This is a genomic window from Heliobacterium mobile, from assembly GCF_009720735.1.
Taxonomy (GTDB): Bacteria; Bacillota; Desulfitobacteriia; order Heliobacteriales; family Heliobacteriaceae; genus Heliobacterium; species Heliobacterium mobile.
The window spans coordinates 308,295-329,994 of the sequence record NZ_WNKU01000002.1 but is presented as its reverse complement, the minus strand read 5'-3'; the positions used below and the strand labels follow the sequence as shown (position 1 = coordinate 329,994).

The window sequence follows — 21,700 nt, the reverse complement described above, 5'->3', positions numbered from 1 at the left end:
GAAGTACGGCGCCTTTTTTCTTTAAAAAAGAAGGATATTGTATTACATAGAGCTGAAAAAATTTCCTTACCCCATATATCAAAGAATAAAACTATTTACACTGAGTTTATATACTCAATCGATATAAGTAATAAAAATAAAAATGTTGATATTATTGGGGTTTGGAATTATTATATATAGAAGGAAAGAGATGGGTTAAAATGCTTTATTAAGTATATACGTGCGAATACGTAGGGGGTAACCTCATGCGCTTAAACTCGTTAAAACACAAAATTATATGGCCAATCATGATCGTATTCGGTGTAGTCATCGTAGCTATGGCCACTTTTATCTACAACCAGACGGCACGCAACTTGCATATGCAAGGATTGGCCATGACGGAGACGGTCCGTTTAGGCATCGAAAACGCCACAGCAGCCCGTAAGATAACCGAAGAAGTGTTGGAGAAGGAGATGGTCGGGCAAGCCAGTATATTATCCTTGTTGCTAAGCAAAGGCACCAACTACGAACAACTGGTTGAATTATCCAAACGCTCTGGACTCGATGAGTTTTGGGTGACCGACAGTCAGGGACAAGTGCAATTGACGAGTATTGGGACAAATGTAAATTTTAACTTTGGCAGCGATCCAAAGGGACAGGCTTATGAATTTATGGACTTGATCACCGGAAAACGTCAGGTCGTCGCCCAACCGGCGCAAAAGCGGACAATTGATCCTGAAGTGTATAAATATGTCGGTGTGTCAGGATGGGACAGTCCACGGATCGTCCAAATCGGACGGAACGGAAAAAAACTGGTTGAACTGGATGAACAGTTGGGAGCTCCGTCCTTTATTCGACAGATGAGCGGTCAATTGCGTGAGGAGGTTCTCTTTACGGCTCTGGTTGATTCGAATGGACAAATTCTCGTAGGCAGCGATGCTAATATCGATACACTCTACCCTGAAATGAAACTCGGTCTGGCTAATGCGATAAAATTAGACGAGATCACATTTCAAAGCGGCAGCTTTGGAAGCATTAAAGCGACTCATTACATTGCACCCTTGTCAAACGGAAGATATTTGGTATTGACTTTATCGAATCACATCTTGACGAACATCCGTAACATCACTGTTGCCGCTGCATTGCTTGGCTTTGTCGTGACTGCTTTCGTGCTCCCTTATGTGGTCAACCGACAGATGAGCCGGCTCAATGATCTTGAACATGCCTTGATGACCATCAGCCGCGGTGAAGGCGACTTGACCCAACGCATTCCTGTTTCATCGGACGATGAGATCGGAAGCCTATCCAAAGCGGCGAACGGCATGTTGGAGTCGTTACAACAGACCATTACGAAGGTGGATGAAGCCGTTGAACGATTCCAGAAGGCTTCTTTTGGATTAAAGGAAATAACGGCGCAACTGACCGTAGCAAATCATCAAGTCTCAGAAGAGACTCAAAAAGTCTCTCAAGAAGCACGAGAATCGGATCAACAGTTAGAGCGAATGGAGCAATTAGTGGCAGAGATCGCGGCGTCCATCGAAGAGATGACTAGTTCAGCCCAAGAATCGGCCCGTTCGACCGAGGTTGCTTCTCGAACCGTTGATGACGGACGGAAGGTCGTCGACGGTGCGAGAGAAAAGATGCTTGAGATTCAGACCACGACCGACTCGAACAATCAAATCATCGACCAACTAGCGATGAAGTCTCAACAGATCGAGCAGATCTTGCAGATGATAGATCAGATTGCAAACCAGACGAATCTATTATCTCTTAACGCGGCTATTGAAGCTGCGAGAGCCGGCGAAGCCGGGAGAGGTTTTGCCGTTGTGGCTGGAGAGATCCGCAAGCTTGCTGAAAACTCGGTACAAGCGGCCAAAGATATTTCTGCGATTGTCGATAGCATCAAAGCAGAAATACAAAATGTCGTCTCCAACCGGGAGCAGCATAATCAAGGTCTGCAAGCCGGTATGAACGCCTTTAATCTCGTCGATAAAGTCTTTAATGAAATTACGACAGCCAGCAGGCAAGTGGTGGTCAGCATCGAGACGATTATCGATCAGAATCAATTGTTAGCTCAAGAGTGGAAGAACTTGAAGAGTGGGATTCACGTTGTCCGTCAGGGTTCGATGCGTAGTGTAGATAACTCGGAGACCATCGCTGCAGCAACGGAACAACAAGTTGCTTCGATGGAGGATATCGCGAATTCTGCAGCGATGCTGGCAAAGACATCAGAGGAATTGCAGCAGACCCTAGCGGGATATCGAGTATAAAAGTTCTTCTCATGTACTAGAAAATATCGATAATAATCCCTGGATAGAAAAGCGTCGCCCACTTGGCCGACGCTTTTTTTATGCGAAATATCATAAAAGCTGATAAAATGAAATTGAATACGATCAGAAGCAAGGGGAGGCGCAGATACTGATCTCATGAGATATATTAGAGGAGTATTTATTCCGATCATTGCTTTGTGCTTGTGGTGCAACTTATCCTTAATGGCACTGGCAAACTCCAGTACATATTTGGCTTCGAACAATGAGACAACTTCTGTAGAGAAACCTACAGAAAAACTAATTCAGGGAGAGCACCGGGTGACCATCAACGGTGCGACCCTCACCTATTATGTATCTGGGAACGGGCCTGTCTGTCTCGCCCATCCGGGCGGTCCCGGATTCGGGGGGGCCTATTTGAAGATGCCGGAAGTAGAAAAAGAATTCACTATGGTCTACCTTGATCCGGTAGGAACCGGAAAATCGGAACGACTGAAGAATTTAGCCGACTACAATTTCTCCCGGTATGTGGACGATATGGAAAAGCTTCGACAGTACCTTCAGTTGGACAAGTTTTATTTGCTTGGCCACTCCCACGGGGGAATGGTGGCCCAATTGTATGCGATTCAATATTCTGCTCATCTCAACGGTCTCATCTTGTACGGGACGACGCCGACTACAGATGACGCCTATAAGCGTGATGTTTCCGCGAATCTCTTCTGGTTCATCGATCGACCCTGGTTCTGGCAGGCTTTGATGGGGTTCCGGGAATCTACATTGGCGACTACTGATGAGCAAGCGGCTTCAGCTTTTCAAAAATGTGTAGGATTCTATTTTGCCGATTATGATAACCATAAAGGCGAAATCGACCCGGTCTTGAAACAGATACATTTCTCACTAGGGCCAAATAAAGGTTTCTATCAGAACATGGGCGTCTTTGATACCCGTGATCGCCTCTCTTTGATCGGAGTTCCCACATTGATTCTCACTGGTGTTAAGGATTTCGTCTGTCCCGTCAAGTACGCCGAGGAAATGCAACAACGAATTCCTGGTTCCAAACTGGTGCTATTTCAAAATAGTGGCCATATGCCCCATTTTGAAGAGCCTAGGAATTTTGCCAAAGCTATCGGTGAATTTCTATCTGACAAAAGCAATCATAGAATCAAATAAAGGAGGCTGTCTATGCGCATCGCAGTCATTGGAATGGGTGGCGTTGGAGGGTTTTTTGGTGGGAAATTGGCTTACGCCTTTGCTGATTCGAAAGAAAATGACGTGTTTTTTATTGCCCGGGGTGATCATTTAAAAGCGATGCAAGAGCAAGGGCTGACCGTGAAAAGCAGTGAAGAAAAGTTTGTCGCTTATCCAACAGAGGCGGTTCAAGACCCTAGCGAAATTGGAATGGTCGACTTCGTTCTCTTTTGTGTGAAGACCTATGATTTGGAGACAGCAGCCCAACAAATCGTCCCGCTATTGAAGCGGGAAACACTGGTACTTCCGCTTCTCAATGGCGTTGACCATGCAGAACGACTACGAGCGTTATTGCCGCAAGGAAAAGTTCTCAACGGTTGTTGTTATATTTTCTCGAAAATCGAATCACCTGGTGTAATCAGCCAAGGGGGAGGAGTACCTCGCATCGTTTTCGGGGCTGATAAAGGTGTCGGCCTTCCGGAAATCTCCCAAGATCAACTGGACTTGCTCGCTAATCTTTTTCGAGAAGCTGATATTTCAGCAAAATTTGTAGCTGATGCGGAAGTGGCAGTATGGTCGAAGTATCTCTTGATCTGCTCCTTAGGCGGGATTACGTCCTTCTTTCAAAAACCGGTAGGAGCCGTTGCGTCGAACCCGGAACAACGGGCCATGCTTTTGACTACGATGGAGGAAGTCTACGCTGTCGCCAAGGCTAAAGGAGTCCAACTTGATGAGGCCATTGTGAAAAAGACGATGGCGTCGGTAGATACATTCGCTCCCGAGAGCACCACATCGATGCAACGAGATTTTGAAAAAGGATCGAGAACAGAACTGGAAGCCTTCTCGGGCTATATTGTCCGAACGGGAAGAGGATTAGGGGTGCCGACGCCAGCCCATGAAAAGGTCTATGAGCAACTAAAACCATTGTCAAAGTAAATCGAAAAAACCTGCCCTGGAGCTGAGCTTCCGGCAGGTTTTTTTATTCGATTACATAATTTAGAATTTTTTAAAGAGGAAAATATTTGTCTACGGCGAATTAACTTTTAAACAGAATTAAACATTTTTAATAATTTAAGGAGTGGAAATGATGGGTATACGGGAAGAGATGGCTCAGTTAGCTCATTATGCATCCATTATGAAATCGATTTTGCCATATGATTGCGTCATCATGGTGACCGATAGACATAAGTATCTCAGTTGTGAAGCGAGCACATCGATCCATACTCGAATCCATCCAGGTGACCCGATCAAACCAGGCGATCCCCTTGAGCAAACGATGTCTTCTGGACAACCGATGACGAAAGTATTGACGAAAGAAGAGTACGGATTTCCAGTCAAACTGGTCACTTGGCCCATATCAGACGAGCAGGGTCAAGTCATCGGCGCGATCGCCTTCGCTCAAAACTTAGCCAATAATCTAGAAATGCAGGATGTATCGCAAACGGTGGCTTCATCGACAGAGGAAGTCACCGCGACGACGCAGGAAGTGGCTGCCAATGCCGGGAATCTGGCTAAACAGTTATCTGATTTGAAAGGTTCCAGCCAAACTGTATTGCAGCATCTCAAGAAAACCGATGATATCTTAAAGTTTATTACCGGCATCGCCTCAAGAACCAACTTACTAGGATTAAACGCGTCCATTGAATCAGCGCGGGCTGGTGAACATGGTCGAGGATTTTCCGTCGTGGCTGGTGAAATCCGGAAAATGTCACTCGACAGCGAGAAATCAGTCAAAGAAATCAAAGATATTCTACAGACAATTGCCGGTGAAATTCTCCATATGGTCGATAAGATCAACCACGCTGAGGGGCTTAGTTCTGCCCAAGCCCTGGCGACGCAACAGATTTCTGAAGCGATGGAACAACTGGCTACGGCAGCTGAGACGATACAAACGGTTTCGAAAGAGATATAACCTCCATTGTACCCGCGAACTCCTGTTTTCAATAGGAATGTTCATAGGCTGCCAGTTGTTATTCCCTTTTTGTGAAAAGTCTATTACGTCATAGCCTGTGATCCAATGGGTCATGAACCTTTTGTTTAAAAGATGAGGCAGTCTCCTCTGGACCTGTTTTTGTTATAATGATGGAATGAAGGAGGAGACAATATGGTCCTATCTACAGAAAAACAACGAGCCGGACGTAACCGCACAGTTACATTATCAGAAGCGGAATACATACAGTACGCCAGCCGGTTGGTAAGGGCACCCTTCAACAGCGAAAGCGTTTTATTGAATAGAATCGTCCATGGAGATATCATCGATGTCATCGACACTGTTCCCCGGAATTCGGTCGATTTACTTTTTCTCGATCCACCCTATAACCTGAGCAAAGACTTTCATGGTTTGACCTTTAACGGCACTGACGTGGATTCCTATACCCTATGGTTTGATTCATGGTTTGGTCGTTTAATGCCCACATTAAAACCAAATGCCTCGGTCTATGTCTGCGGCGACTGGAAGACGTCAATATCGATTCACACTGTTTTATCAAAATATCTGATCATCCAAAATCGAATTACCTGGGAGCGGGAAAAAGGACGAGGTGCCAAGGCGAACTGGAAGAATTCCTGTGAAGATATCTGGTTTGCCACAAAGAGCAAACAGTACACCTTTAATCCGGATGCTGTAAAGCTAAAACGGCGCGTCATCGCTCCCTACCGTGAAGATGGAAAACCAAAGGATTGGGAAGAGACCAAGGGCGGCAATTTTAGGGAGACTTATCCGTCGAACCTTTGGACCGATATCAGCGTTCCTTTCTGGTCGATGCCTGAAAATACGGACCATCCCACCCAGAAACCGGAGAAACTGGTGGCCAAAATCATTTTAGCCAGCACGAATGAAGGGGATGTGGTCTTCGATCCCTTTGTCGGTTCCGGCACAACAGCCGTGGTAGCTAAAAAACTCAACCGGAACTTCATTGCCGTCGACTGTAACGAAGGATACGGATGCCTAGCTCTGAAACGACTAGAGATGGCCGAAACAGACAAAAGCATTCAAGGTTATACTGACGGGGTCTTCTGGGAGAGAAACACCTTGGCCTTTCAAAAACAAAAAGAGAAAAAGGGTGAAGAATCGAATGAAGCATCGATTTTTTCGCTATAAACCCATGTTGACTGAAGTCTGGAAAGGCTGCTCAAAAATGTTTTTGAGCAGCCTTTTTTCTTGACGGGGACTATCGTCTACCGCCGAAAGGGAACGTAGGAAAGACATAACACTGAATTCCTTCAAAGACATAGCCGGAACGTCCGGGGCCGAGTTCATTGTAGTTCGTCGTATAGAAGTGATCGCCTAAAGCGGCATTCCAATAGCGGTAAAGAGGGACCGTTCGAGGTCTCTGCGTCGGGTACACATAACATTGGATTCCCTCGAAGATATAGCCAGATCCGCCAGCACCGAGCTCTCCGTAGTTGGTCGTATAAAAATGGTCGCCGATTGTAGGGTTCCAGTAACGGTAGAGCGGTACCGTTCCGCCCCGTTGCCTAGCTAGGACATAGCAGGCGATTCCTTCGAAGTTATAACCGTTCCGTCCGCGACCGAGTTCGCCGAAGTTGGTCGTATAGAAATGATCGGTGATGGTTGGATTATAGTAGCGGTACAAAGGAACAGTTCCCCCTTGACCAAATAGGTCCGGTCCTGGAGGGGGGACTTGTGTCACATAATAGTCGTCTTCATACATGAGGGGACACACTCTCCTTCATCTACCTTAGATTAAATGGTTTGCCATAGACTATGCGTGAACCTCGGCAAAGGTTAACAAAATTTGCCATGAATAAATCTTGTAAAAACGTCACCACTCGGATGAGACAGAACTATTTCATGGGAACTCGTTTGCCTTGGACATTGGCAGACCGTGACATCTGGGCAAAAACCCATCATCTAGGCGGCCGTATTTTCGTAGCCAGTGGTTTTGGGATGATCGCCATCGGTATGCTGACCCCATTTATTTCTGAAACGCTGGGTATGGCCTTATTCTTGACGGTAATTCTGTCTCTTCTATTGGTGCCGGCCATTTACGCATGGTGGATCTTCCAAAAAAGAGGCAAGGGTCAGCTAAACTAGCCAAAGTGGGTGTTTTCCAAAGTTCAATATGGAAGGCTGACTTGAAACCGAAAGATACCTCTAATCCCGCCGGTTCCTTTGATGGATACGGTGGGATTTTTTATTTCCCCTGTAAACAAGGGAAATAGAGATAAAGATTTTTATTTACTTTTGCTGAACTATCGAGTAAAATACGTAAGGTTTGTTACCAAGATAGTAGGGAGCGAGGGGATTCATATGACAACCAAGTTTGATGTAGCCATTATAGGAAGTGGACCTTCCGGTATTTTTGCAGCCTACGAGTTGATTTCCAAAAACGAGAACGTCAATGTCGTGATGATCGAAGAAGGTAGAGACATTTACACTCGAAAATGCCCCATCGCTGAAAAAAAAGTAAATCACTGCATAAAATGCAATCCTTGCGGAATTATGCGCGGTTTCGGTGGAGCCGGTGCATTTTCCGATGGAAAATATAATTTTACGACTGAATTTGGCGGTTGGCTCAGTGACTACATTGCTGACCAAGAAGTGCTCGAACTGATCGCATATGTAGATCAGATTAATATGAGCTACGGAGCACCGTCGGAACTCTTTAGCACAAAAAACAGCGGCCTCCGCAAACAAGCCCTGGCCTACGACTTGCATCTGCTGGACGCGCAAGTGCGCCACCTGGGAACAGAAAATAATCTTGAGATTTTAAAAAGCATCTATGAATTTCTGAAAGAGAAAGTCAAGATTATATTCAATACTCGTGTTCAGAAGATCCGTAAAGAGGGAGACCGATTCCGCCTCGATATCGGACAACCCGAATGGATCGACTGTGATTACCTCATCGCCGCCCCGGGACGGGCTGGTTCTGAATTGTTTGCAAACCAATGTAAAGAGTTGGGCCTCGGGCTTTACAATAATCAGGTTGATGTAGGTGTCCGCGTAGAAATTCCGGCAGAAGTGTTCCAGCATATCACCGATGAGGTATATGAAGCCAAACTTGTCTACCGTACAAAACAGTATGGGGACTTGGTCCGCACCTTCTGCATGAACCCCAAAGGATATGTCGTAGCCGAGAACACCGACGGCATTGTTACCGTCAACGGCCATAGTTACCGTGACGAAAAGCTGCACAGCAAGAACACAAACTTTGCCTTGTTAGTGAGCAACCGCTTTACCGAACCCTTCAATGAGCCGCATCAGTATGGCAAGCGAATCGCTTCCTTCTCGAATCTGCTCAGCGGTGGCGTTTTGGTCCAACGCTTCGGCGATCTAGTCAAAGGACGAAGAACGAATGAACACCGCCTGTCCCAAAGCTTTACCAAGCCAACCTTAAAAGCGACTCCAGGAGATTTGAGCTTGGTACTGCCGAAACGGCACTTGGACAACATCGTAGAGATGATCTACGCCCTCGATAAAATTGCCCCAGGCGTGGCCAACAACGACACACTGTTGTACGGGGTAGAAGTGAAATTTTATAGTTCCCGGTTAAAATTGACGAAACAACTGGAGACAGAAATTCCGAACATGTTTGCTGTCGGTGATGGCGCTGGTGTCACTCGCGGTCTCTCCCAAGCGAGTGCGAGCGGTGTCCATGTGGCGAGAATTATCTCGGAACGGCGAAAATAGAGACTGCCCTTTATGGCGCCCGGTATATCCGGGCGTTTTTTTCGTTCTGTTCCGGTTTCTCTGCAGGTAGTTACTAGAAAAATAAAAAGGGAAAATATGGGATAATATCTTAGTTTATCGAATAAATAATAACCAGTAACTGGAAAACGGAGGTAATTAATCGTGAATGCCGACGACAACGATATACTTCGACAAATCCAGGTAAAACGCAAGGAAGCACTTCGCCACATGTTGGCTCGACGACCCCAGAAGGCTGTGGCCATATCTCGCGAAGTCGACCGGTTGTTAAACGAATATTACCGAACGAAGACAAAGGGTCTTGTTCCTACCATACAAGAAGAACATCGACCACCATGGAAAAGCGGTGAAAAGGAAGGAAAATAACTGTAATTGGCGAAATAATTCTTATTTACAAATTTCATTGCTATCCGAAAGGAGTACCGATCTAATGGCATACCAAGTCAACGCCGATGGTTGTGTCGCTTGTGGCGCTTGTCAATTTGTCTGCCCTGCATCATGTGTTTCTGAGGTAGATGGCGGTATTCGAATCATCGACGAACCTGCCTGTACCGACTGCGGTTCTTGTGTAGACGCTTGTCCGGCTAACTGTATTTTTCAAGTCTGAAAAACTGGATATGCTACCCCTTAGGGGGTGGTAGCTTTTTTTGAACGATGGCGGAAACCTCGGGAACAACGCGAAACCAAGTCAATAGGGAATTCGCCCAAAGAGTTTTGTGATTTATTGGATCGCGTCATCATCTCCGGGTTCGATGTCCCCATTGAAGTCCATCAGATAGCAGCTGCCGATATGGGTGATTCAAAAGCCATGGTTCAAGTCAGCTTTCAGTGACCTCCGACAGCAAGGGCGAGGATATGTTGCCTCGCCCTTGCATTTTTAAAAGAAAAATATCGTCAACGATCTCGCCTTTTGCGGGATCGTTATTTTTTTGAAAAAGGGTAGTAAAGGAGGAGCCGATTCATATACATGAGGTAACAAGGGACAGGCAGACCAGGGGTAAAAAGGAGGAAAGGATTATGGTCATAGCAAGCTTGCAGCCCCGCTTTAAGGTGAAAAAGGATTTCCAACTGCTTTTTGAACAGATGGAAGAAGCCAAAAAAGAGTATAATCTTGCTGTTGAACGTCTTGAACATGCTGGTGAACGGTACCGGGAAATTGCTGCAGCTCAGGTAATGATTTGCCAAGACCAGCTTAACAGTCTGATTCAAGAAATCAAGGAGAATTATACAGAGGAAGCCTATTGGTCTATGTTTCGAGAACCGGAAAAAAATAAGTGGGAAAAGATGATCCAGCAATTACATAATCTTCTGATATACGGTCATTGGGACCGACTGATCGATGGTCCCTATTAAATAAAAGATGGTATCTGTAGACAGAATACGACTCTTTTCGACATAGGTGTCATGGTAATATGGTATAAACTATTCTTTTGGTATAGAACGTAGTATATACGGACCAGGTGATGCAGTTGTCCCATAAAATAACTTTTGATGGCAATGACGTATATGTAAAACTTGTCGGGAATATCACATTGATCAAAGCCAGAAAATTCAAAGAAGTGATCTTGGAATTTATTGATCAGGGAAAATTTAATGTGCATATCGATTTGAGCAGTGTTGACTTAATTGATAGTATGGCCATCAGTGCCTTGATTGCCCTGTTAAAGCGTACCCACGAATATGGAGGACAGTTGTATTTGAACAACCCTAATCGATTCGTGCTTCAAGTATTTAAGATTACCCGCCTGAACGAAGTATTTACGATACAATAAGTTAATTCATAGGCAATTGTATAGTAAGAACAAAAGCGTATATTTGTAGCAGGTATACGCTTTCGTGATCTATAAAAAGATCGAATAGCTCCTATAACATATTCCTCTTTGCCAAAAGAGCAGAAAATTTAGTAAAATAAGTGTCAGAGAACCGATTCCGAACATGACTAGGCAAACACCTTTTTAATCCCATTGAATATCGTCCTTCTCGCCCCTCCTTGGCAGGAGAGACCGTACCGTCTGCCAAGGGGGTTTTTTTATGTCATCACAAATATCGCTTATTTTATCAGACGGAAAATAAAAGGGTAGCGATAATGCTTTCCGTCGTTTACTTGTTCTGATGCGATGATAGTCAGGATTGCTTGAAGACTTGAACAAATCAAATTAATTTGATATATTAGATTTAGGAGTTGATCACTTATGGACACTGTCAAAGTGGCGAAGGCTCTCTCAGATCCATTGCGCTGGCAGATCCTTTTGCGCATCGCCAATCGAGAACAGTATTTTTTAGAAACCCATAAACCAGGGGTCTGTGTCTGTGATCTCGTGGAAGGGATGGGCTTGCTGCAATCGAAAGTCTCCTACCATATCAAAGAATTGAAGGAAGCCGGCTTGATCTCTGAAGTGGCTGAAGGAAAATGGAACTATTACTCTGTGAACCGAGATACCTTACGGAGCTATCTGTGCTCGGTTCAACAAGCTTTCCAGCTATAATATTTTTTTAGTCTCTTATATCAAAAAAAGTTGATTATAATGCCTGCTAATCGTCGTTACATAGGAAAAGGGGGATGATCGTAGTGTTTGCCTGGATCGCCGATATGATCGTCTATCGTTGGATGAATCTATCTCATGGAGAACACCTGACGGAAGCACTGCATTTTTTCATTTATGATGTACAGAAGATTCTTTTCTTGCTTGCGGTCATCATCTATGCCGTTTCTTTTATCCGCAGTTTTTTTCCACCGGAGCGGACAAAGAAGATGCTCTCCCATAAACGGGAATTCATCGGGAATATCGTCGCTGCTTTGTTAGGTGTGGTAACTCCCTTTTGCTCCTGTTCCGCCGTTCCCCTGTTCATCGGTTTTGTTGAATCGGGAGTACCCTTGGGCGTAACCTTTTCGTTCTTGATCGCTTCGCCTATGGTCAACGAAGTAGCCTTAGTGCTGCTCTTCGGTCTTTTTGGTTGGAAGATCGCCGCCATCTATATGGGCACAGGTTTGGCTGTCGCCGTCGCCGGGGGGATGATGATCGGCCGGGCGAAGATGGAAGATCAGGTGGCCGACTATGTCTATCAGATCAAGATGCCTGAGGTGGAGATCGCCTCTCTATCGTGGCGGCAACGTCATGACTATGCCTGGCAATATACCCAGGACATCATCAAGAAAGTCTGGATCTATGTGATTGTGGCCATCGGAATCGGCGGTCTGATCCATGGATACGCTCCGGAAGACTTTCTCGTGCGCTATGCCGGCAAGGACAACCTTTTTGCGGTTCCTTTGGCCGTTCTGATCGGCATCCCTTTATACTCTAACGCCGCTGGAACGATACCCATCGTCCATGCCCTGATGGAAAAAGGGATGGCTATGGGAACGGTGTTAGCTTTTATGATGGCCGTAACAGCCTTGTCATTGCCAGAGATCATCATCTTAAAACAAGTGTTGAAACCGAAACTCATCGGACTTTTCGTGGGAATTAACGCATTGACGATCACCTTTGTCGGCTACTTATTCAACGCTATTTTATAACCGAATCTGCTGATTTCGGTCTATGTAAAGCGGTGAAGGGAGGTGACGAAATGGAAGTCAAGGTTCTTGGCGCCGGATGTGCCAAATGCAATCAACTGGAAACGCTCGTCAAACAAACGCTCCAAGAACTCGGAAAAGAGGTGAAGGTGGACAAGGTCACCGATTTTCCGACGATTATGTCCTACGGTGTCATGTCAACGCCCGCACTGGTCGTAGATGGGACGGTGAAAGTGTCGGGCCGAATCCCTTCGGTGAGCGAATTAAAAATCATGCTAAGCTGAGCAAATGAAAAACAATTAAAGAAGAGAACAGCCCGGATGATATGTCTTGGGCTGTTTTCTTATTCTGGAAATAAGTTGAAAGGCTATTTGATGCCAAAGGAATTTCTCGCACAGTTGCAGAATTAGTTCTTTAATCACCGGGACCTTGGACCTCTTGGGAAAAAGTGAAGGAGTTGACTCCGTGCAACCTATCAAGCCCCAAAAACCTCGTATCTGGTTAAAAGACCTGAAAGCGGGCCAGGGAATAGACGATTTTTTTGTCGTTCGACGTTTTTCGCTGATGCCTTACCGGGATCCCTCGAAAGGTCATTACTTGACGGCTGTGCTGGAAGACCGTACCGGTAAGATGGAAGCCCGTGCCTGGGATCGGGGAGAGCAGTTTGCTCAAGTACTAAAGGAAGAGACGGTCTTTCGCATCCGAGGGCAGGCTACCGAGTATCAGGGAGTCGTCCAGTTACATATCCATGCCGTGGAGCCGGTCCATCCGCAGGATGTCGATTGGGAAGCCTTTCTACCTGTGACGCCGATGGACCGAAGTGCCTTGGAACAGGAACTGGACCAAGCTGTTTCTCGGATCGAGAATCCCTATATACGTACGCTCTTAACCACCCTGTTCGCCGATGGCCAGATTCGCCGCGCCTATGTGACAGCGCCGGCAGCGATGAGTCACCACCAAGCGTACATTGGCGGTTTGTTGGAACATTCGCTGGGCGTGTTAAAAACGGCCCTTCACTTGGCTGATAATGTGCCCGAAGCCAACCGAGACTTGCTCACTGCTGGGGCCATCCTCCATGACATCGGCAAGATTGCCGAACTTCAATACGATACGGTCATCGGTTATACGACAGAAGGAAACCTCCTCGGTCATATCGTCATCGGTATCAATTTATTAGACCGCTGGATGGAAGAGGTCGAAGGATTCCCCAAAGCGTTGCGCATAAAAATTGAACATCTCATCGCCAGTCACCATGGCGAGTATGAGTGGCAGTCGCCGAAGCGTCCTCAAATGGTGGAAGCCGTCATTCTACACTATGCGGATCGCTTTGACGCTGACATGTTTAAGATACGGCAAGCCCTAGCCGAGGCTAAAGATGGCTGGACCCCTTATCTCAAGAGTTTGGAGCGCCGATTTTATATCGGAGAGGGAGGCGACGAGCGGTGAGCCTTCGCTTCATCCTGGGCAGGGCTGGCGTCGGTAAAACGGAGACCTGCTTGCAGGAAATCACTCGAGAAATCAAAGGATCTCCCCAAGGTTCACCCCTTATTTTTTTAGTGCCGGAACAGGCCACCTTTCAAACGGAGCGATCCCTTTCGGCGATGCCGGAACTGGGCGGCATGATCCGCGCACAGGTGTTCAGCTTTCGCCGCCTCGCCTACCGGGTTCTCCAAGAGGTAGGGGGGAGTGCGCGCATTCCCATCGGTGAACTAGGCAAGCGCATGATTTTGCGCCAGTTGTTAGAGTCACATAAAGATGAATTGCGTCTTTTTCATCGCTCTGCCGGCCAGCCCGGGTTTGCCGATGCCTTAGCAGGAGCCCTGTCCGAGTTAAAAATATATAATATTGACATCGACCATCTGGAACGTTGTCAGTCCGAGTTGACGGCAGGGCAGGGCGGGAGCTTGTTGACAGACAAGCTTCACGACTTGGCATTGCTCAATAAAGCCTTAAATGCGTTTTTAGAAGGCAAGTATACCGATCCTGATGACTATTTGCACTTGCTGGCAGAACGGATTCCCCAGTCAGCGATGCTCTCGGAGGCGGAGATCTGGATCGACGGTTTTTCCGGTTTTACCCCGCAGGAATTGTCTGTCGTCGGGGCTCTCATGAAGACCTGCCGCCGGGTCCACATGGCTCTCTGCCTGGATCCGACTCAGTTGGATCTTCCGTGTGATCTGACCGATCCTTTTTTTCGCACTCGTGAGACTCAGGAAAAACTCCTGCAATTAGCGAAGGACCACCAAGTTTCGATAGAAAAGGCGCTCCATCTTACACCGGACGTAGCGCCACGTTTTCGGCAGGCGCCGGAGCTGCAGCATCTAGAATCCTGTTACTTCCGCCGGCCGGGTGTCCTCTGGGCGGTTGATTCACCGGGCCTGCAAATCTGTGCCGCCGTCAATCGCCGCAGCGAAGTGGAAGGGGCAGCGAGAGAGATGATCCGTCTTTGCCGGGATCAAGGCTATCGCTGGCGGGACATGGCTCTCTTCCTTCGTGATTTGGAGTCTTATCAGGAACTGCTTGCCTCCGTCTTTCAGGACTTCGGCATCCCCTTTTTCATGGACCGAAAACGACCTGTAGCTCATCATCCTTTGGTAGAGCTCGTTCGCTCGGCCCTAGAAACGGTGATCAAAGACTGGTCCTATGAGCCCGTTTTTCGCTATTTGAAGACTGATCTGGTGCCAATTAGCCGGGATGAAGTGGACCAGTTGGAAAACTACGTACTTTCCCATGGCATCCGCAGTTGGCGCTGGTGGGACAGTCAACCATGGATGTTTCGCCGCCGGCTCACCTTAGGGGACGATGACAGGGAATTCAACGATGCCGAATTGGCTCAATTGGCCGCCATCAACGACGCTCGAGATCGGGCTCGGAAAGGGTTATTGAACTTCCAAAAAGCTGTCCAAGGTTTAGCAGAGGTACGGTCTGTTACGGCGAGTCTTTACCAGTTGCTGGTGGAACTGAACGTGCCGGAGCAACTGGGCCAGTGGATAACAGCTTGTGAAGAAGAGGGACGACTGGAGGAGGCTCGGGCCCATCGTCAGGTCTGGTCGGCGATTATGGACCTTTTTGATCAAATCGTCGAATCGCTGGGAGAAAAGCCGATCGATCTAGCCACCTACGCCGTCGTCATGGAGGCTGGCCTCGACAGTTTGCGCCTCGGCCTTATCCCGCCGGAACTCGATCAGGTGCTCATCGGCACGCTCGATCGATCTCGCAGCCCAGAAGTGAAAGCCGCCTTTGTCCTGGGCGTCTCCGAGGGAGTGCTTCCGGCTCGGCCCAAAGATGACGGCATCTTTGACGATCGGGAACGGGAACGTATCCAGGAACAGACGGGACTGGAACTTGCTCCAGGGAGCCGCCGCCGCCTTTTCGACGAGGAATATCATGTCTATGTAGCTATGACACGAGCGCAGGAACGGTGTTATCTCTCTTTTCCCTTAGCCGATGAGGAGGGCCGTGCCCAACTGCCGTCGCCGGTCATCGCCCGGGTGCGGGAGATTTTCCCTAACCTTCAGGAAAAAGCTTGGAGCCTTGAACCCGGACTGGTTTCTACAGCCGGGACACAGGAATTGCGCAGCTTTGAAGAGGAACTGGCCTGGGAATACATCTGCCATAGCGGACGAAGCCTTTCCTATCTAATCCCCCAATTCCGGGAAGCCTTGACGGGCCGAGCGATCCCCCTAGTCTGGTGGGAGACCTATTCCTGGATGGCGGCACGCTCGGAATGGCGCGAACGGATGGGTCCAGTGCTCAGCGGCCTTTGGCATAAAAACCAGGAGCACTTTTTGCCAAAGCCCGTCAGCCGCCGTTTATATGGTGCACCATTAAAAGCCAGCGTCTCCCGAGTGGAGAATTTCCTGGCCTGTCCCTTCGCGCACTTCGTCTCCTATGGATTGCGCTTGAAAGAGCGCCCTGTTTTTCGTCTTCAAGCGCCCGATTTAGGCCAATTTTTCCATGCGGCCTTAAAACAGTTTGGAGACCGCCTTCGCCAGGAGAATCTTCATTGGGGCGCCCTGTCACAGGATCAGATGGTGAAGATGACAAAAGAGGTCGTCTCTGCGCTGGCACCGCAGCTGCAAAACGAGATCCTCCTCAGTACGGCCCGCTACCGCTATTTGACGGGACGGCTTCAGCAAACCCTATCTCAAGCCGTCCATGTGCTCGGTGAGCATGCCCGGCGAGGAGACTTTCAACCGCTAGGGTTGGAGATCGGTTTCGGTCCCGGTGAACTGTTGCCACCGGTACGAGTTCCCTTGACCGGGGGCCATTACATGGATCTGGTCGGCCGCATTGACCGCATTGACGGGGTGATCGCCCAGGAAAAGCCTTGGCTGCGAGTGATCGACTACAAATCCAGCCGAGCTGATGTGAAGCTTGCCGATATGGTCCATGGATTAAAGCTGCAACTGCTCACTTACCTTGACGTAGCCCTGCAGCACGGAAATAAGCTCATTCAACCGTTAATGAGTGGACGGCCATCACCCCTTACGCCCTGCCAGCCAGGCGGGATGCTCTATTTTGGCGTGCGCAATCCCCTCCTATCGTCAGGAGGTCCCCTCGGACCGGACGAAGCGGCTCAGGCTCTATTAAAAGAACTGAAAATGCGCGGCCATGTCCTAGCCGATCCCGAATTGGTCGCCCTCATGGATAAGGAAACGTCCAGCGGGTACTCGCCGCTCATTCCAGTAGGATTGAAAAAAGACGGTTCTTTCTACAGCGCCTCTTCGGTGCTCACTTTGGAACAGTTCAGCATGCTTAGAGGATATTTACAAAAAGTCTTTTCGCGGGTCGGCGATGCCATCATGGAGGGTTTTGTCGCTATCGAGCCTTACCGACGGGATGACCGCCTCGCTTGCAGTTTTTGCCCCTATAAACCGGTCTGCCAGTTTGACCGGCTTTTGCAAGATAACGGCTATCGCACACTCATCGATGAGGCGCCGGAGATCCTCTGGCAAAAAGTCGGCGACGGCTCCATTCCGATTCTACAGGGGGTGATCCGGTGATACGCGATCCCAAATGGACTGATGAACAGTGGCAGGCCGTGACAGCCCGGGGCAGTGACCTCCTAGTGGCAGCGGCGGCCGGCTCCGGCAAGACGGCTGTACTCGTAGAGCGGATCATCGGCATCCTCAAAGAAGGCGTCGACGTGGACCGGCTGCTCGTCGTCACCTTCACCAATGCAGCAGCTGCGGAGATGCGTGAGCGCATTGGAGCCGCCCTCACCAAAGAACTGGCGGCTCATCCTGAGCAGAAGCACTTGCGCCATCAACTGGTTCTCTTAAATCGAGCGCCCATCACGACACTGCATTCCTTCTGCCTCGATCTGGTGCGCCGTCATTATTACCGCCTCGACATCGATCCGGCTTTCCGAGTAGCCGACGAGACGGAAATCGCCTTGCTCCGGCAAGACGTGCTCGACGATGTCTTTGAAAGCCTCTATGAGCAGGCTGGCGAAATGTCTAGCGAAAACAGCCTTACCATAGAGGCGTCAGGCAACGATGGAACTGCCAAAAAAGCCTTTACGGTCCTGGCGGACGCCTATGGCGGTGATCGGGACGACATGGCCCTGCAGGAGATGGTCCTCCAACTTTACGACAAAGCGATGAGCCAGCCCTGGCCGGAACAGTGGCTTCAGGACATCCTGCAAGTGCTCCGGGAAGCGGTTCAAAGCCCAGCCTGGGAAGACTTGCCCTGGTTTGCCGCTTTGCGCCGGGAATTGTCCATCGATCTGGCCGAAGTAGAAGGAATGCTGATCCGGGCCTTGGCCTTGTGTCGGCTACCTGGCGGTCCGGCTCCTTATGCCGACGGACTGAATGCCGACATTCAGATGGTGCAGGACATGATGATGGCGGCCAAACACTCTTGGGGCCGGCTACATGAGCTCTTTAAGGACATGGCCTTCGCCCGGGCTAAAGCTGTACGGGGCCCCGTTGACGAAGGTTTGAAGGAAGAAGTGACACGCCGTCGCAATCAAGCCAAGAAAAAACTGACTGCGATCACAGAGAAATACTTTAACCGCAGTCCTCAAGATCTGCTTGCTGACTTGCAACTGGCTTTGCCGGCGATGGAGGCACTCGTTGAGGTGGTGCTCACCTTTCAACAGGAGTTTAGAAAAGCAAAGCTAGAAAAGCGCCTGGTGGACTTTAACGACTTGGAACATTTTTGCCTGCGCCTTCTGCTGGAGCCGGCATCGGAACGGTCCAATCCATCTGCCTCTTCCTTGGCATTCGATCTCAAAGACCATTTTCATGAAGTCTTGACCGACGAATACCAAGACACGAACATGGTGCAAGAAACCATGTTGCGACTCCTCGCGAATCAGAACCGTTTTATGGTAGGCGATGTGAAGCAGAGCATTTATCGCTTCCGTTTAGCTGAACCGGGGCTGTTTTTAGAAAAGTACCGAAGCTACAGTACCTATGGGGAGAGTACAGGCGAACGAGACAGCGGTCTGGTCGGACAAAGAATCGATCTGGCAAAAAACTTCCGCAGCCGGAGCAACGTAATCCACGGTGTCAACTTTATCTTCCGCCAAATCATGACGGAGCAAGCGGGAGAGATGGATTACGACGCGAAGGCCGAACTGGTTCACGGCGCTATTTTTCCGGCCTTGCCCGATGAAGAGAAGCGGGACATAGACCGGACGATCGAACTGCATCTGATCCAACGTCAGCCTGACGAAAATGATGAGGCAGCCCTGGCTAAGGAAGGCGGAACCGACGATAGTGGGGCACAGGTCGGCGATAAGACTGATGCAAACAACAGTGCTATGGATAGTGTAGAAGGCGCCGAAGAATCGGATTTGCAAGTGCTCGAAGCCGCTCAATATGAGGCGCGGATCGTGGCGAAACGCATTCAAGAACTCGTAGACAGCGCAATGCCTGTCTTTGACAAGGACCAAGGCGGTTATCGCCCCATCGCCTACCGCGATATCGTCATCTTGATGCGGGGGACGCGAGGCCGTGCCGACACCTTTCTCGAAGAATTCCGGGCTGCTGGTGTACCAGCATACGCTGAAGTGGGCACAGGCTATTTTGAAGCGACAGAGATCTCAGTCATGCTCTCTTTGCTGCGGGTTATCGACAATCCTCGTCAGGACATCCCTTTGGTCGCTACCTTGCGATCGCCTCTGTTCCAATTTACAGCAGAAGAACTGGCGCAAATCCGTCTGGCCGACAGCCGAGGGAGCTATTATGAAGCGGCGCGGGCATTTATCGAGAGAGTCGAGGGGGCTGGACCGACAGATTCGAATCCCAGTGACAGTACCCTTGCGCAACGGCTTTCCCGCTTTTTTAAACAGGTTGAAGACTGGCGGACCTTGGCCCGGCGAAATCCTCTTTCCCAACTCATCTGGCAGATTTACCAGGAGACCGGCTACTACGACTATGCCGGTGCCATGCCTGGCGGTGGCCAGCGTCAAGCCAACCTGAGGGCACTTCACTTCCGGGCTCGTCAATATGAAGCGACCAGTTTTCGAGGGCTCTTCCGTTTCCTCCGCTTTATTGAACGTCTTCAGGATCAAGGAGGCGACTTGGGAACGGCTCGTGCCTTAGGAGAAAAGGAAAACGTAGTCCGCATCATGAGCATCCACAAGAGCAAAGGTCTTGAATTTCCTGTCGTCTTTGTGACAGCCTTGGGGACTCAATTCAACAAAAAGGACCTCTATAAAGATCTGCTCATCCATAAAAACCTGGGCCTTGGTCCCATCGTAGTCGATACGAAGCTGCGTTTTCGCTACCCCACAGTGGCGAAACTCGCCATACAGCGCCGCCTCTACCGGGAAACCTTGGCGGAAGAGATGCGGATTCTCTATGTAGCCTTGACGCGGGCCAAAGAAAAACTCATCCTGGTTGGTACTGTCCGCAACATGGAGGATTCGGCCCGCCAGTGGGTGCAGGATGCTTCGGCGACCCTCGAAGGAAGCAAAGCAGAATCTACAGGAATCGGACCGCTCCCGGATGAAGTGCTTTTACGAGCGAAAAGCTACATCGATTGGATCGGTCCATCATTGTCTCGCCACCGTGACGGTAAAATCTTCGTTAAATGGGCTGCCGGTTTTTTGACCGCTGAGAACTCCGACGATTCAGCACCGAAGGGTTCGCTTAGCGAGGCAGACCTTGCCGTTCAAGAGCAGGCAGGGACTGAAACGGAGAAGGTACTCGACAAGAGCGGTCTGTCTCGATGGAAGATTCAATATTGGCCCAAAGCAAGTCTTCTCCGGCAAGAAGAGTTAGAGATGGCTCATAGGCCCCTAAACCCGGAATGGATAGAAAAACTGCACCGAATCGAACCGGTTACCGGCACTGACCTCGTTGACTCTTACTTGTCCTGGCAGTATCCCCATCGGGACGCCGCAGCTATTCCGGCCAAGGTAGCTGTGAGCAAAGTGAAAGACCGCTTTGACCAGATGAATCTAGAAAGCGATGAACTCCCTGGGGCCGATCGATGGCCCGAATCATCACAGGTAGAATGTCGGGACGTTCCCCAAAAATCGTCTGACCGTCTCATCGACATCCGTCCCCGTTTTCTCCAGCAGCAAACCCGTCTATCGGCGGTTGAACGGGGTTCGGCTGTTCATTTGGTCATGCAGCACTTAAATTACGCAGAAAACTTAACAAAAGAAGCGATTCAAAAGCAGGTAGACAGCCTGGTAGAGCGCGAAATATTAACAGGGGAGCAGCGGGATGTAATTGAACTAAGCGAGATTTTGCGTTTCGTTGAGAGTCCCCTGGGTCAACGATTAGGTCAGTCCAAACAGATCCTCCGGGAAGTTCCTTTTAGTTTGGCCCTTTCTGCGCAAGAGGTAGAGCCGAAGAGCCCTCCCGGAGAATTCGTTGTCGTGCAAGGGGTCATCGACTGCCTCTTTGAAGAACTTGACGGTTGGGTACTGCTGGACTACAAGACAGACCACCGCCCGGCCAGTCGAAGTAAGGATGACTGGATCGAAGACCTTTTCCAAAGATACCGAGGGCAAATCAACCTTTATCATCGAGCCATCGAGAAAATCATGGGTACGACGGTGAAAGATCGATACCTGTACATGATCTCCACCGGTCAGGAATTGGCTCTATAAAAAAC

The 21,700-nt window shown here is 49.0% G+C and carries 19 protein-coding genes; 17 read left to right on the top strand and 2 right to left on the bottom strand.

Features of this window, described 5'->3' with window-relative positions; all coding sequences use genetic code 11:
- Nucleotides 1-245: 245 nt before the first annotated feature.
- The 5 genes from GJ688_RS04130 to GJ688_RS04110 all read left to right on the top strand — a co-directional run bounded on the left by GJ688_RS04130 (nt 246) and on the right by GJ688_RS04110 (nt 6,534).
- A complete protein-coding gene (locus tag GJ688_RS04130; protein WP_155475249.1) occupies nt 246-2,249 on the top strand; it encodes a methyl-accepting chemotaxis protein in 2,004 nt (667 codons plus the stop codon).
- 318 nt (nt 2,250-2,567) lie between these two features.
- Nucleotides 2,568-3,416 (top strand): alpha/beta fold hydrolase, encoded by an 849-nt coding sequence (locus GJ688_RS04125; RefSeq protein WP_170291642.1) that lies wholly within the window; start codon nt 2,568-2,570, stop codon nt 3,414-3,416.
- Between the two features lie 12 nt (nt 3,417-3,428).
- A complete protein-coding gene (locus GJ688_RS04120) occupies nt 3,429-4,370 on the top strand; it encodes a ketopantoate reductase family protein (protein WP_155475247.1) in 942 nt (313 codons plus the stop codon).
- A 151-nt stretch (nt 4,371-4,521) separates the two neighbouring features.
- On the top strand, nt 4,522-5,346 hold the full coding sequence (locus GJ688_RS21260) for a methyl-accepting chemotaxis protein (protein WP_328597308.1): 825 nt from the start codon (nt 4,522-4,524) through the stop codon (nt 5,344-5,346).
- A 192-nt stretch (nt 5,347-5,538) separates the two neighbouring features.
- Nucleotides 5,539-6,534, top strand: coding sequence for a DNA-methyltransferase (locus GJ688_RS04110; protein ID WP_155475245.1), 996 nt, complete (start codon nt 5,539-5,541; stop codon nt 6,532-6,534).
- A gap of 70 nt (nt 6,535-6,604) precedes the next feature.
- Here GJ688_RS04110 and GJ688_RS04105 read toward each other — a convergent pair whose 3' ends face one another.
- Nucleotides 6,605-7,108 (bottom strand): hypothetical protein, encoded by a 504-nt coding sequence (locus tag GJ688_RS04105; protein ID WP_155475244.1) that lies wholly within the window; start codon nt 7,106-7,108, stop codon nt 6,605-6,607.
- Nucleotides 7,109-7,161: 53 nt separating this feature from the next.
- Between GJ688_RS04105 and GJ688_RS04100 the strand changes: the two genes are divergently transcribed.
- The 6 genes from GJ688_RS04100 (at nt 7,162) to GJ688_RS04075 (ending at nt 10,877) form a co-directional block, all read left to right on the top strand.
- Entirely contained in the window at nt 7,162-7,491 is a 330-nt protein-coding gene (locus GJ688_RS04100; RefSeq protein ID WP_155475243.1) for an SdpI family protein, read from the top strand.
- A 216-nt stretch (nt 7,492-7,707) separates the two neighbouring features.
- Entirely contained in the window at nt 7,708-9,087 is a 1,380-nt protein-coding gene (locus GJ688_RS04095) for an NAD(P)/FAD-dependent oxidoreductase (protein WP_155475242.1), read from the top strand.
- A gap of 162 nt (nt 9,088-9,249) precedes the next feature.
- Nucleotides 9,250-9,471: an aspartyl-phosphate phosphatase Spo0E family protein gene (locus GJ688_RS04090; protein WP_155475241.1), complete on the top strand. Its 222-nt coding sequence runs from the start codon at nt 9,250-9,252 to the stop codon at nt 9,469-9,471.
- 64 nt (nt 9,472-9,535) lie between these two features.
- A complete protein-coding gene (locus GJ688_RS04085) occupies nt 9,536-9,712 on the top strand; it encodes an indolepyruvate ferredoxin oxidoreductase subunit alpha (RefSeq protein ID WP_155475240.1) in 177 nt (58 codons plus the stop codon).
- 410 nt (nt 9,713-10,122) lie between these two features.
- The gene (locus tag GJ688_RS04080; RefSeq protein WP_155475239.1) at nt 10,123-10,458 is read left to right on the top strand and encodes a hypothetical protein; all 336 of its coding nucleotides are present in this window, start codon (nt 10,123-10,125) and stop codon (nt 10,456-10,458) included.
- Between the two features lie 116 nt (nt 10,459-10,574).
- A complete protein-coding gene (locus GJ688_RS04075; RefSeq protein WP_170291640.1) occupies nt 10,575-10,877 on the top strand; it encodes an STAS domain-containing protein in 303 nt (100 codons plus the stop codon).
- A 278-nt stretch (nt 10,878-11,155) separates the two neighbouring features.
- On the opposite strand, the gene GJ688_RS21510 is transcribed toward GJ688_RS04075, so the two are convergent.
- Nucleotides 11,156-11,362 (bottom strand): DUF4870 domain-containing protein, encoded by a 207-nt coding sequence (locus GJ688_RS21510; RefSeq protein ID WP_407928934.1) that lies wholly within the window; start codon nt 11,360-11,362, stop codon nt 11,156-11,158.
- On the opposite strand from GJ688_RS21510, the gene GJ688_RS04070 reads away from it, so the two are divergent.
- From GJ688_RS04070 to GJ688_RS04045, 6 genes are all read left to right on the top strand, one after another.
- Nucleotides 11,298-11,591 (top strand): ArsR/SmtB family transcription factor, encoded by a 294-nt coding sequence (locus GJ688_RS04070; protein WP_155475237.1) that lies wholly within the window; start codon nt 11,298-11,300, stop codon nt 11,589-11,591. The two genes, GJ688_RS21510 and GJ688_RS04070, sit on opposite strands and share 65 nt — an antisense overlap.
- Before the next feature lie 74 nt (nt 11,592-11,665).
- Nucleotides 11,666-12,622, top strand: coding sequence for a permease (locus GJ688_RS04065; RefSeq protein WP_155475236.1), 957 nt, complete (start codon nt 11,666-11,668; stop codon nt 12,620-12,622).
- 50 nt (nt 12,623-12,672) lie between these two features.
- Nucleotides 12,673-12,903: a thioredoxin family protein gene (locus tag GJ688_RS04060; RefSeq protein ID WP_155475235.1), complete on the top strand. Its 231-nt coding sequence runs from the start codon at nt 12,673-12,675 to the stop codon at nt 12,901-12,903.
- Between the two features lie 181 nt (nt 12,904-13,084).
- On the top strand, nt 13,085-14,065 hold the full coding sequence (locus GJ688_RS04055) for a 3'-5' exoribonuclease YhaM family protein (RefSeq protein ID WP_155475234.1): 981 nt from the start codon (nt 13,085-13,087) through the stop codon (nt 14,063-14,065).
- Nucleotides 14,062-17,625, top strand: a complete 3,564-nt coding sequence (gene addB / locus GJ688_RS04050) for a helicase-exonuclease AddAB subunit AddB (protein ID WP_170291638.1) — start codon at nt 14,062-14,064, stop codon at nt 17,623-17,625. The genes GJ688_RS04055 and addB overlap by 4 nt, the downstream gene beginning before the upstream one ends.
- Nucleotides 17,625-21,695, top strand: a complete 4,071-nt coding sequence (locus GJ688_RS04045) for a UvrD-helicase domain-containing protein (RefSeq protein WP_170291653.1) — start codon at nt 17,625-17,627, stop codon at nt 21,693-21,695. Before addB ends, GJ688_RS04045 begins: the two co-directional genes overlap by 1 nt.
- The last annotated feature ends 5 nt before the right edge of the window (nt 21,696-21,700 follow it).